The sequence below is a fragment of the Aerococcus sp. L_32 genome, assembly GCF_050689315.1.
In genome coordinates this window covers 1-13,109 of sequence record NZ_JBOEQF010000001.1, presented here as the reverse complement: position 1 = coordinate 13,109, position 13,109 = coordinate 1, and the positions used below count along the sequence as shown (strand labels likewise).

The following is a 13,109-nucleotide window of genomic DNA, read 5'->3' as shown; positions in this document are numbered from 1 at the left end:
CCTTTCTTATATCTCTCTATACTGAAATTTCCAGAATAAATATACCATATAAACTGGTGGAATACATAAGATGGTTAATGGTTTATTCAAACTGTTTTTGATGATTTGTCTTAGGGCTCTATCTCCAAAAAGTGAGTAGACGGCATAAAGTAAATTACCTTTTAGTCGCATTTTTAAAGAAAAAGGTTTTAGTACCACTGGACGCCAAAGCTCTGCATTACCCAATGGATTTTTCAACTGTAAGGATCTCCCTTGACTTGTTAAACCTTCATCTTGATAGTTACCAATTTGAACCACTTCATTCACCATTAGCATTTTATAATGTCCATAAAGTGCAGCTCGAATATTTAAATAGCTTTCAGATACAAAATGTTCATTAGGAATTTCAGGATAAGGATATTTTTTAAACACTTCTGTCTGATAAACATCGCAGCATTCCCCAACTCTACCCATATCTAAATAATCAACATAGGTTGTTTCTTTGAAAGTTTCAGGATAGGGATTATCTAGATAATCTCCATTTTCCGTCCCACGTAAGAATGCTATCCACCCTATAGATTTGTCCTCTTTATAATCACACAAAACAGTGAGGATTTTCTCCACGCTATTACTGTAGAGAAAATCATCACTGTCAACAACAAGTACGTATTGTCCTTCAATGTACCCATGTGCATAGTTCAAAGCCGAATGCTTTCCGCCATTCGGTTTTTGGACAAATGTTATTTTTATATCACTATCATTTTGATTAATAATAGCTTCCATGGCAGCTTTTATATTATCTGAACTACCATCATCCACCACGAGCCACTGAAAGTTCTGATTCGTTTGTTGTTTCATCGTGTCGTATAGTTGAGTCATAAAAGTTGCTCGGTTATATACCGGCGTTAATAGTGTTAAGGGTAACATTTAAAATTCCTTTCTCAACTATTTCAATAGATAGATGAATTTATCAGCAATTTCAGTCCAAGAAAACTTATCCTTGTTTTCTAAAGCAAGCTCTTTCTGTTCTATTAGTAGCTGTGGTTCGTTAGCAAAGGACAACATTTGCTGTGCAAGTGCATCCGCATCATTGGGCGGAACCATCAGACCTGTTTCATAAGTCGTTAACTGTTCAACAATACCACCTGTTTCAGTTGCAATCACTGGAACACCGTAAGAAATAGCCAATGGAATAACCCCTGATTGTGAAGCATCTAGATAAGGCAATACGGCTACCACAGAATCATCATTAAAGAAGCTCTCTACTTCTTCATCCAATATCCATTTATTATATACAGAAACATTAGCTAGTCCTTCAAAGGCATTTGCGTACTTACTAAAGTCTCCAGAACCTGCGAGTGTTAAAGATACATTATTCGCATGTTGAGATACTTTTTGATATGCCTCAGCTAGGACATCAATACCCTTATAGTGAGAAATTGTCCCAAAAAATAAAAAGTTCACTAAACTTGAATCGTATGTTGGTGTTTGTATTTTATTTGCAATATTTTTATATAAGTTCGTTGTACCAAGTGGTATTTGAACAACTTGATCTTTCGTTTTATGATATTTTTCCTTTACAAGATCAGTATAAATTTTACTCAGAACAACAACATAATCAGCCTTTTTCAATACATCTGTCTCTCCGAATAATTGAATCATTTTTTTATTCTTATCGCCACTATGTGCAATAGCATCATGTAAAACCACGACGCTATTAGCATTTGGAAAAATCTGATTAATTCTTTTAGTCCAAAATGTGATCATTGGAGAAATAATATTCGTAACGCTAAAGCCTTTCAATTCAACTTTAATTTGCTTTCTTACTTTACCCCACTGTAAACTATTCAGAACTAATTCTTTTGGTGTTTTATAAGTATCGATAATAACTAATTTTTCTAATTTCAGAGCTTTCCAAGCCTCTAAATTCTCATTATGGCTAGCTATTACAGCAACCATTGGAATACCTCTTTCGATGAGTGCAGTAGTTAATTCAAACGTATACTGAGCACCGCCACCTTTTGATCCTGTATAATTTATTAAACAAACTTCCTTCATCGTTTTCCTTCTCACTTTTAAATAGTATAAATTTCTCTCATGATTACATTCACTTCATTTTTATCAAAGGTTTTAATCTTTTGTAAGTTATATTGACTCATTCGTTCTCGCAATAATTCATCACCTACTAGTTTCTTCATGCTTTCAAGTATTGAAGCGGCATCACCATGTTTAAAGATGAAACCACCTTTATTTTGATCAATTAAATCAGTGTTACCACGTATGTCACTCACTAGACAAGGAAGCCCTGTCGCCATTGCTTCCATCAAAGCAACCGAAAGCCCTTCACGTTTTGATGGAAACAGAAATACATCAGAGGCTTGCATAATTTCCGGTACATCAGTTCTATAACCTAAAAAAGTCACCTTATCAGCTACATTTAATTCAGAACATAATGCTTTTAATTCTTCTTCTAGGTGACCTTGACCACAAATTAGGTATTTAAATGGTGCCTCTATTTTAGGTAACTGTTTAATTAATTCTTTATGATTTTTATTCGGGTTCAGTTCACCTACAGAAAGTAGTAAAACCTCTGAATCTAAAACACCAAATTCTCGTCTTTTAGAAGATTTGTTTATTAGCACACTGTGGCCCAATTTCTTTGTATCAATGCCTACTCCTGGTGTATATTGTACATCTTCTGTCAGTAAGTTCTGAGCTCTTTGGTAGTCTTGTTTATTAATCGTAATTAATGTATCAGTATACTTAGACATTAAATACTCTAGCGGATAGAATATAGCCCAATTAAATATAGGTGCTCCACTAAAGAAATGAAAGCCATGGGCTGTATATATCAATCTGGTCCCTTTCTTTCTAGTTTGTCTTGCAGCAAATCTACCGATTGCAGCCCCAATTGGAGAATGAAAATGAATTAAATCATAGTAGGTTTCTTGAAACAGCCTCTTAGATAGATTATATGCAGTTTTCATTTTACCGAGTGATTTTAAATCTCTAGGTATTGGTAGCTGATGATAAGTTACTCCTTTTTTTGTCAAGCATTCTTTAAAGTTCAATATTTTTTTATCATCAATAGTATTCCCCTCCTCGAAATTACAGGCCACCTCCACTTGGTAACCCATATCTTGCAAAAGACGAATATTATCTTGCATAAACTGTTCAACCATAGATGCTACTGATGTATATATTAAAGCTTTTTTCATTTTAACCACCCAATTATTTACGACTGACACAATATTAAATTCTTACTTCATAGATTTCACTTCTTAGAACTTTTAGCAAAATTAAGAATATTAATAAAGTTAAACTTCCATATACAACAATACTTATAAAAACATTCGTTAAAGGTAATAGTGATTTTATGGTTAGTGCTATAAAGACTGTTAATACAGAAGTTAGCAAAATTTTTCCAAGTTCTATCATGACCATACGCCCTGAAACTAAAACTGAAAACTTCTGTGCAAATCCTCGAGTAATATTCACTAAACTAAAGTAACCAGCAAATACTGTTCCGGCAATCACCCCATATACGCCAAAAAATAGAACCAAAATAATAGAAAAAACAAAATTCAATAAACTCACCATGATACTATTCACAAACGGAAAATAAGTATTTCGTTGTGCGTAAAAGTATTTATACATTAATTCTCTAATACCGTTAGCTGGTAATTGGAGTAAATATAGTAATGAAGCGAAGAATACGACTTGTGTATCTTCAGCATTAAATTCACCACGTTGATATAAAATGGATATACCTTCTCTACCAACAAGGACAAATGCTACTACGAAAAAGCAAAGTATACCACTTACAACCAATACATAGTCTACCAAACTATCTTGACGTTCTTGCTCAGAATCTTTTTGAATTAGTTTTGGATAGAAATAAGTAGACAAATTTGTTAAGATCAACATATTAAACATAGCTACAATTGTATTCGAGTAATTCAATACAGAGATACTTCCCTCTGGTAGCCGGGCAGCTATTAAAGTATCTATCAATACAGATAATTGGTATACACCAGTACTCAATACTGCTGGATACATCAACTGTAACATTTCTTTAAATGTCTGATCTTTTAAATCTAGATTTGGTCTATACTTGAAGTCGATATTTCGAGTAAAGAATGCATTCACAACAGTTGTTAAAATTGCAATAATTGCTAATATTGCTGAATACTCAGTGATTGAAAAGCTTCGGTGGAGGAATAGATACCCCACACCTAATACTGTTAACACCAAGATCGTTGTCTTTTGTTTTAGATAAGTATTGTAAAACTCAAGAATTCCTGATATTAAAGTGTTAATCGAATTAAAAAAGGCTACACTAATTGCAAAAATCAACAGATTAGAAGCAATTCGTACAAAGTCTTGTCCTACATTCCCCCCTAAAATTTGGATAATTTGACCTCTAAAAAGGAAGATAGCAATAGCTAGGATAATACCCAATAAATAAATAGCCGTTATAAATATATTCACTGACCGTCTATCTTTTTTTTCTCGCATAAACGGGATTAGAACAGTTCCCACACCAGCACCTATGAAACTAAATACAAAATTAGATAGATTAGTCACAAAGTTAAATGCATCTATTTCAACACCAACACCAAAGTTTGATGCTAATAAACTATTTTTTATTAAAAGGACCCCCTGAGTTAGTATAGTAATCACTACCATCAAAATCAGCTGATTACCAGCTTTTTTATTATTCATTTATTTACCTTCCATAATTCAAATTTATAACAGCATTAAACTGGTTTATATACATTCTCAATATATTTTACACGCGTTAATGCACGTAGTTCATAATGCCCCTTATGAACCATTTTTACCGCATCTCCAACAAATAACTTGTCTGTTTCTTGCGTATCTGTATTGACGAATTCGACCTGCCCATCAATAATGGTAATATTATAGGTATTATTTTCCGTTTTATATCGGTGTACTTTACCGGCTTCCACATAAATACTAGTAGTTAAACTATGACTACCATCTTCATTTTTATTAAAATCAATAACTTTTTTACTACCCCAAGATGTTTCCTCAAATTTTGGATAACTATCAACTTTTTCAACATATTTTTTTAATTGAGCGCTTTCGACTTTATTGGATACTAAAATACCATCAGGACTAGTCGCAATTAATAAATCATTTGTACCGATAGCAATTACTGGTATATCAAGTTCATTAATTACGTGTGTGTCTTCAACACTATCAGAAAGAACAACTGACCCTAAAGTATTCGTTTCCATTTCTTCTGTTAGCGTTTTCCAGGTGCCTAAATCTTTCCAAGCACCGTCATATGAAAGCATTGTAATACGATTTTCTTTCTCACTTACTTCATAGTCAAAACTATTTTTAGGTAATTTATGATACTGGCTTAAGACATCTTCATACGAGGAATAGTCGATGAATTCAGAGAGTTTCTCCAACATGTAGCTGATTTTAAAAACAAATACGCCGGCATTCCACACTGCGCCCTTTTCAATCAATTGCGCTGCTACATCTTCCTCAGGTTTCTCCATAAAACCTGATACTGCACCATTGTCATTTAGTATATAGCCATATTTGGATGATGGATAAGTAGGATGTATACCTAGTAATCCTAGATTATATTCATCATTTTCTTGCATCTTCTTATTCAATGCAATTAGTTGTTTAAAGTAATCTAGACTTGTATAAGGATCAACAGGCATAATGGATACAGTTTCATCCAGTTCCGAATTACCTTCATAGTACAAGTATGCTGTTGCTAAGGCAATAGCCGGAAAAGTATCACGGCGTTCTGGTTCAACAACGATATCAACTGAGTCTCCTAAATGGCTCTTTACTGAGTCGACTTGTTTTTGTGAAGTTGCAATCACGATATCGGAATTAATGCCACTTTCTCTTACTTGTCGATATACTCGTTGCACCATTGACTCAGCTTGACCATTTGGATCTTTTAATAGTTTTAAAAATTGCTTTGAACGGATGTCATTGGATAGGGGCCACAGTCTAGTTCCCGATCCCCCTGATAACATAATAAGTTTCATTCGCATCTACCTTAGCTTTCTGATAATTGTATTGATAATTTGTCTTGTAACGTTAATTTCAATTGTTGTATTTGAATTTTCGCATTTTGTTCATTTTCATCTTTTATAGAATAATAAATTTTAATTTTTGGCTCTGTACCTGAAGGTCGAATTGCAAACCATGATCCATCTTCCAAAATAAATTTTAGTACATTTTCTTTTGGCAATTTTTTGATTCCTTCAGCATAATCTTCTACAAGGATACAATTAGTGACTAGATCTTCCCCTAGAGATCTAGCCTGATCCATTATTCCTTGAATTCTCTCAACACCTTCTTGCCCTTCAAAGGTTAAGGCATCTAAATCGTCTAAATAATAACCAAATTCTGTGTATAATTCATTCAATCTATCAATCAAGGTTTTTTTCTCCAACAGTAATTCACTTGCTATTACCGCTAATAACATCGCTGAAGAAATACCATCCTTATCCCTAGCATGTATATCTGCAAGATAACCGTAACTCTCTTCATAACCAAGAATGTAGTTATCTAGGCGATTGTCCTGCTCAAATTGATTCATTAATTCACCAATATACTTAAAACCTGTTAATGTTTCAAGTACATTAAAGCCACGTATTTTTGCGATATTTGCTCCAAATTCATTGGTTACAATCGTTTTGATGACAACTCCTTCAGAAATTTCAGCTTGATTCGTTAGATAATCTGCGAATAATGCCCCAATTTGATTTCCTGATAAACGAATATATTCTTGTCCATGTTTTACTGCAACACCTATTCTATCGCAATCAGGATCTGTCGCGATTGCTAAATTTGCGTCAGTTTTCTTTGCCATATCAATTGCCATTTCCATAGCCGCTTTGTCTTCTGGATTAGGTGTAATGACAGTCGGAAAATCACCATCAGGTTCAGCTTGTGATTCTACAATACTTAATTGATACTCAGCTAAAGCCTGTACAATTGGTTTATAACCAGCTCCATGAAGGGGTGAATAAGTAATCCGTAAATTTAAACGTTTGGGTTTGGGTAGATTAATAGCTTCTAAAAAGACATCTATAAATTGATTATCAACATATTCAATATAATGACTCTTAATTTTTACTATGCGCACTTCTTCAAAACCATTTAGTTGGGCTAACGTGCTAATAATCTCATTTGCTTCACTAGGTACAATCTGTCCACCCATGTGGTTATATACTTTAAAACCATTATATGCTTTTGGGTTATGACTAGCCGTAATTACTATTCCTGCATCTGCTTGGAAATGTCTAACCGCAAATGATAATACTGGTGTTGGCATTGATTCTTGAAACAACTTAGTAGAAATATTTAGTGAAGATAGTATTTCTGCTGCAGCCTGAGCAAATTCTTTTGAGTTATTTCTTGTATCATAGGCAATCACCACACTAGGATTTTCTTTTTTCTCTAATAAAACTTTACCTAGTGCATATGTTGCTCTACGAATGGTAAACTCATTGATTCGGTTAGTCCCAGCCCCCATTAAACCACGCATGCCACCTGTGCCAAAAGTAACATCTTTATAAAAACGATCATGAATTTCACTTGGAAAATTAGCTATTTCTGATAATTCAGATTTAACATTTACATTGAATCCCATCCATTGTTCGTATTTCAACCTAATATTTTCATCTAATTTGTTCATCAAATTCCCTCGTTTCCACCGTACTTTTAACTTAATAATTATTGATAAATATCCTGAATTGATTCATTTAGCGTATATCTTTGATAGTCTAAGTTACCATCCCGCATATCATAACTGTAATATAAGTTTCCAAAAACCTTATTCACGATACCCACTTTACTTAAAGGTTTAATTAAGAAGTTAAATAGTTTTGTTTCAAATAACTGATGATTATTCGCTTTAGCAATATATTTCACTAATTCAGAGGTCTTTACGAACTCTGGATTTTGTGGATGTAGATAACCATCGATTTCATTATCGATAACCACTCTAAGTAACTCCGTCAAATTTTTGATATAAATCATTGATCGTTTGTTCTTATACATAGGAAAGATAGGTGTTTTCACTGAAATTTTTGCTAGCAGAGGAAAATTTCCTTTAGAGTTTTTTCCATATACCATTGGTGGTCTAACATGTGCGATTTTAAAATTTTGGTCAGATAATGCATTTAATTTTTCTTCTGCCTGTAACTTACTATCACCATAAAAATTGTCAGGCTGCGGTGTTGTAAGAGGTGTAATTTCGTCTTGCTTTGTACCGAATACAATAATACTTGACATATTAATAAAATGTTTTATATTATCAGATTTTGCCTTTTCAGCAACTTCTAATGTTAAATCACGATTAATACGATAGTATTCATCCTCAAGGCTGGCATCAGAGGAATTATGCGCAATACCCGCTACATGGACTAAGACGTCATAGTTTTGCCAATTTGCTATGCGCCAAGATCCATCACGAATAGAAATTTTATTTACATCGTATTTCTCTGGCCACTGTGTTAGCCATTCTTCAACAGCATTGCCTATATATGAATTTCTCCCTGTAATTAAGACTCTTTTCATTCATTTTCCTCTTCTACTTCACGCTTTGCCTGAGCAATTACCCCAGTACCACCTTCAACTACACCATCTGATTTCAAAACACTAACGATTGTCCCAAAGAAGCATTTAATATCAAACCATAGACTCCTATTTTCTACATAGTCCCCATCGAGTTTTGCTTTAATTGGAATTTCTAATTCATCTCGCCCGTTTATTTGTGCCCATCCAGTTAACCCCGGGCGTACATCGTTCGCACCGTACTTATCACGTTCTTCTATTAAGTCGTACTGATTCCATAAGGCTGGTCGTGGTCCTATTACAGACATCTCACCTTTTACAATATTGATAATTTGAGGAAGTTCATCCAAACTTGTTTTTCTTATAAAATGACCAGATTTCGTGATGAAAGCTGCAGGATCATTTAATAAATGGGTTGGCATATCTGTTGGTGTATCCGTACGCATTGATCTAAATTTATAGATTTCAAAATGTTTTTTATTTCTTCCTACCCTTTTCTGTTTGAAAAATACTGGGCCAGGCGAATCTGTTTTTATCCAGATTGCAATGATTAGAAACACTGGACTTAGTACTATTAATCCTATTAGAGATAATAAGAAATCAGAAATAAATTTTACATGTTTAAACATGATTGTTCTCCCTTAAATTTAGTAAATTATTTTTTATTTGAAATACTTTTTCATTCACATCAATTATCATACCAAAGCTTGCCTATGATTCGTTCTCATATTACAAAAAAGTTTAAGTTATTTTTCTTAATGAAAATGTGCATAAATCGTTTTGATTATCTTGTCGTCTAAATTTTCATTAAACTTTCTCGCAAAGAAATTAGGTGATTTTTGTAGAATTTCAAAATCTTCAATTTGATATGTGTATGGCATGCCCCTATTCCAATCAATTTCACGCAAAATATTATGATTTTTATTATCATATTTGTTCAAGTATAATTCACTTTTGAACGACGAATTATGCACGATTGTTTGTAAAAAAATTTCGTCAGACATTTCCGTATTTTTAAATACTGAGAAAATCCATGATTCTTTCGAGAGTACATATCTGGCTAAGTCGTCAGTAATTGAGAACCAATTATCTCCTTTTTGAAAGGAAATATCAGAATTGCGGTTCACTTTTAATATTTGTTGAAACGCAATAGACATTTTGTTTAATAACTTTAATGGAGTTAACAACTTTTTACGGCCAATAGCATCCTGGATGGAATAATATTTCACTCTATCCTGATATTTAAAATCTTTAGCTTCAAAATTTACAAATTCAGTCCCCTGATGACTATTAAAAAAATTAAAAAAATCGTCCAAAGATGAAATAAGTAAATCTTGGCCAGAAAGTAAATGATAGTAGCTATAGTAACTTTTACTCGTTGCTAATTTTAAAAGAGCTAACTCTGCTTTTATTTGTGAAAAGCCACCCCAAGAAACGTTTAATCGATCAGTGTGAAAGACTCGAGAATGTTTAACCAAAGTTTGTACCTGGTCAACTGAGTATCTTTTATTTTTACTATCCATATGTATAAAAATATCTATATTTTCATGGTCAATTTGCTTGATCAAGGTCTGAAAGGTTTCTGTATTTTCATGTGCCATGATTAAAAATGCGTGCTTCATAAATCCCCCAAAAGTTTTCTTTTATATAGTATAACGAAAAACTCAAATGAGTTCACCATTTTATATATTAAAAGCTTACCCCCTCATCCCTTCTTCAAGAAAATGGTTAAGCTTTCAATGCTTAATTATCTATAAAGAAAGTTACTTACATTAATCCACTGTCTGATTTATCTATAGCGATGCTATCTTCAAATATAATTGTCATATTTGCGCCTTGTCCATCTCCAGACTTAGCTATCCAAGATACAGTACGGATGATTTTTCCATCACTTTTGTTTTCCGTAATACCATCTGGTTGACCTAAATCCTGCTTTGAAAGTTTATAGTAGTATGTGGTTCCTAAAGGGATTCTGTCAAAAACGCTCGCATTTGCAATATCCGTACCCTCTGATGCTAATCCAATTACACTCTTTGTAGTTGCATTATTATCATTAAATCTTACCGTTAACACAGAATTTTCAGCATCTTGCACAGGTTTTATCCATGTATAAGTGATTACTTCTTCACCTTCATCATTATTTGCTGAAACTCGCGAAGGTTCGCCAAAAACTTCAACCCACTCCTCTTTACTTGATCCACTAGAATCATTATTAGCTGGTTCACCCACAGCCATTTCTTCAAATGTCCCCATAAATGTATCAATTAGTAAGGGTTCTTCAACATCTTCGCCAGTACCTGATTCTTCATTCGTACTTGATTGCTCTTCCGCATTATTTCCTTCATCAACCGATTCTTCAGTTATAGACTCTTCAACGGTGCTCTCCTGACTAATTAGTTTAGAGTTTGAGTTTTTTTGTTGCCAAAAAAACACTAAAACTAATAGAGCAATTATAAGAGCTCCAGCGATATAATATACCTTCTTTGGCTTCTGTTCTTGTTTATTATCTTGCTCATTCTTCATTTTGATACCTCTATTCCTCCTAGAACCCACTGGTAGTTTTATACAATCATATCATATTATTAATCTTCCCTAATGTAAATTTACTATATAGATTTATTCAATGTCTTTTCAATTTTATATGAATTAAAGATATCCCTGCCCCAATCTAAAAATAAAAAACATGCTATTTACGATGTAGCACTCCTTCTAGAAAGTAAGATTTCTGTAGGTATCATCGTAATATGCATGTTTTTTTCTATTTCTGTTCTATTTTCATTATAGATTTTGTAATTCTATTCTCCTCTGTCAGTTCCTCGAGTTCTGACCTTCGTATTCGATGACTTGGAATTATTATCGCTATTGGATTTCCTATTACTGCACCTGCTACTGCGTGGAGTGAGCCTTTGCCTTTTGTTTGTCGGGCTGCCACTCTGTCATCTAGTTCTTGTAGGCTTACTGTTTGACCGTAAGGGATTTTTTGTATTTCGGTCCACACGTCTTGCTGGAAGGCTGTGCCTTGTGGCATTAGTGGGAAGTCTACTTTACCAAGCTGGTTACCTTGGAAGTAGTTGTCTAACCAGTCGAATGCCTTTGTTATCATTGTTGATTCTTGTTTATTTGAAATCTGTGCTACTTTGCTAAGATCAAATGTGCCACCGTAGTTTGTTTGGTTATCAAACCATGCACCAAGTAGACCGTGATCGTTGGCTAGTATTGTAATCGTGCCTAGTTCAGATTGATATGGGTATTTGTATAACATGTGTTGACTCCTTCTATCTTCTTAACGATAGTATATCAGATTATTCAATATCGCCTAGGATTTCTTCACTGGTGTATGTACCTGGCTGGAAGGTTTTGCCGTTTACTAATTTCGTCATCTCGTTGAAGGTGTAGTGATCTTCTAAAATTAAAATTTTGTCATACGAAGCGATGAGTTCTTTGAATTATGTTTCAGACATAAGGAAATTTTCTCTACCATCGACATTACCTCGAAGTTCCTAAATCGTTTTAAACATCTGCATGACAATTGAATCAGTACATAACTTAGTAGCCAAAAAGCTAAAAGCAACCAAAAATCGGTATCCACTACGCGAATATGAAATACGGTAAATAAAATCGGGCTAAAGTATAAAGTAAACGCCTAAAGAAAGACCACCAATATAGACAGCCGTTCAGATACACTAAACATTGGACAATGGTCAATTTAGGATTTTTCAGAGCACGAATATTAAAAATACTTTGCACCATACCCCTACTCCCACAAACACGCTGCTTTAGAATGCTCGAAATATCTGTGGGTGTTAAACCCGATGCCATAGATTCTAAAGTAAAAATGTTTTGGTAGCCAGCCATATTTATCGGTGCGCCAAGTTGAAAGTCTTCTGTAATCGTATTGGTGGGGAAGCCACCTGCATCTACTATTGCTTGTCGTGAAATTACGGTATTAGATCCAGTATAGATTGCTGCTCCGTGGACACTATTGTATACATTTACTTCCCTAGAGAAGAAATTTTGTTCATTCGGAGTATCTCCTTCTGAAAAGAGGTTAAATTGAAATAAGTCTACATTAGTAGCCCTGTGAGTAGCTCTGTGGTGTTTGAACTAGATTCAACGGTTTGATATTTTCATTCGAATAATAAAGCAAAAAGAGTTAATTGACACATGATATCAATCAACTCTTTCGTTTTTATTTCTTTATAGCCTTCAATACCTTTTGCGCTCGTTGTCGGGTCTTACGATTGGGACTTTTCATCCGGCGCCGTGCACTAGCTAGATCCATTTTTTCTGCCATCCTTCTGCCTCCTTGATTTTTTTATTCCAACTATTTTAAATCGAAACGATTACGATTTAAGGTTATACATTTATTCTACTGGCTTCCAATATGCCTGTCAACCACGGATAAGAAAGGATTAAAAAAAGGAGCCCAAACACAAGTTGTTTGTCTCCTCTTCTAATAGGTTACTATAAGAAAGCTAAAGATATGACCTAGTAAGAGAAAACAAGGACTAGAAAATGTTCTTTTACCACTACTAATCTATTGT

Annotated in this window: 12 protein-coding genes and 1 pseudogene; all 13 read right to left on the bottom strand. The window is 33.9% G+C overall.

The features are described from left to right. Window positions 1-6: 6 nt before the first annotated feature. The 13 genes and pseudogenes from ACRCJ0_RS00065 to ACRCJ0_RS00005 all read right to left on the bottom strand — a co-directional run bounded on the left by ACRCJ0_RS00065 (window position 7) and on the right by ACRCJ0_RS00005 (window position 12,859). Window positions 7-906 (bottom strand): glycosyltransferase family 2 protein, encoded by a 900-nt coding sequence (locus tag ACRCJ0_RS00065; protein WP_431389090.1) that lies wholly within the window; start codon window positions 904-906, stop codon window positions 7-9. Window positions 907-924: 18 nt separating this feature from the next. Beyond that, window positions 925-2,037, bottom strand: coding sequence for a glycosyltransferase family 4 protein (locus ACRCJ0_RS00060; protein WP_431389089.1), 1,113 nt, complete (start codon window positions 2,035-2,037; stop codon window positions 925-927). A 17-nt stretch (window positions 2,038-2,054) separates the two neighbouring features. Continuing rightward, on the bottom strand, window positions 2,055-3,197 hold the full coding sequence (locus ACRCJ0_RS00055) for a glycosyltransferase family 4 protein (RefSeq protein ID WP_431389088.1): 1,143 nt from the start codon (window positions 3,195-3,197) through the stop codon (window positions 2,055-2,057). A gap of 34 nt (window positions 3,198-3,231) precedes the next feature. Next, complete coding sequence (gene murJ, locus ACRCJ0_RS00050) at window positions 3,232-4,704, bottom strand: murein biosynthesis integral membrane protein MurJ (protein WP_431389087.1); 1,473 nt, start codon at window positions 4,702-4,704, stop codon at window positions 3,232-3,234. Window positions 4,705-4,739: 35 nt separating this feature from the next. Continuing rightward, window positions 4,740-6,026, bottom strand: a complete 1,287-nt coding sequence (locus ACRCJ0_RS00045) for a sugar phosphate nucleotidyltransferase (RefSeq protein WP_431389086.1) — start codon at window positions 6,024-6,026, stop codon at window positions 4,740-4,742. An 11-nt stretch (window positions 6,027-6,037) separates the two neighbouring features. Next, complete coding sequence (locus ACRCJ0_RS00040) at window positions 6,038-7,684, bottom strand: phospho-sugar mutase (protein WP_431389085.1); 1,647 nt, start codon at window positions 7,682-7,684, stop codon at window positions 6,038-6,040. A 38-nt stretch (window positions 7,685-7,722) separates the two neighbouring features. Beyond that, complete coding sequence (locus tag ACRCJ0_RS00035; RefSeq protein WP_431389084.1) at window positions 7,723-8,568, bottom strand: NAD-dependent epimerase/dehydratase family protein; 846 nt, start codon at window positions 8,566-8,568, stop codon at window positions 7,723-7,725. Beyond that, window positions 8,565-9,194 (bottom strand): sugar transferase, encoded by a 630-nt coding sequence (locus ACRCJ0_RS00030; protein WP_431389083.1) that lies wholly within the window; start codon window positions 9,192-9,194, stop codon window positions 8,565-8,567. The genes ACRCJ0_RS00035 and ACRCJ0_RS00030 overlap by 4 nt, the downstream gene beginning before the upstream one ends. Before the next feature lie 126 nt (window positions 9,195-9,320). Further along, window positions 9,321-10,166: a beta-1,6-N-acetylglucosaminyltransferase gene (locus ACRCJ0_RS00025; protein ID WP_431389082.1), complete on the bottom strand. Its 846-nt coding sequence runs from the start codon at window positions 10,164-10,166 to the stop codon at window positions 9,321-9,323. A gap of 166 nt (window positions 10,167-10,332) precedes the next feature. Continuing rightward, window positions 10,333-11,088, bottom strand: a complete 756-nt coding sequence (locus ACRCJ0_RS00020) for a DUF3862 domain-containing protein (RefSeq protein ID WP_431389081.1) — start codon at window positions 11,086-11,088, stop codon at window positions 10,333-10,335. Between the two features lie 235 nt (window positions 11,089-11,323). Further along, the gene (locus ACRCJ0_RS00015) at window positions 11,324-11,827 is read right to left on the bottom strand and encodes a methylated-DNA--[protein]-cysteine S-methyltransferase (protein ID WP_431389080.1); all 504 of its coding nucleotides are present in this window, start codon (window positions 11,825-11,827) and stop codon (window positions 11,324-11,326) included. A 249-nt stretch (window positions 11,828-12,076) separates the two neighbouring features. Further along, a pseudogene (locus ACRCJ0_RS00010) lies at window positions 12,077-12,694 on the bottom strand (glycosyltransferase family 2 protein); the annotation flags it as partial. A 60-nt stretch (window positions 12,695-12,754) separates the two neighbouring features. Continuing rightward, window positions 12,755-12,859 (bottom strand): putative metal homeostasis protein, encoded by a 105-nt coding sequence (locus ACRCJ0_RS00005; RefSeq protein ID WP_149314769.1) that lies wholly within the window; start codon window positions 12,857-12,859, stop codon window positions 12,755-12,757. Between the last annotated feature and the right edge of the window lie 250 nt (window positions 12,860-13,109).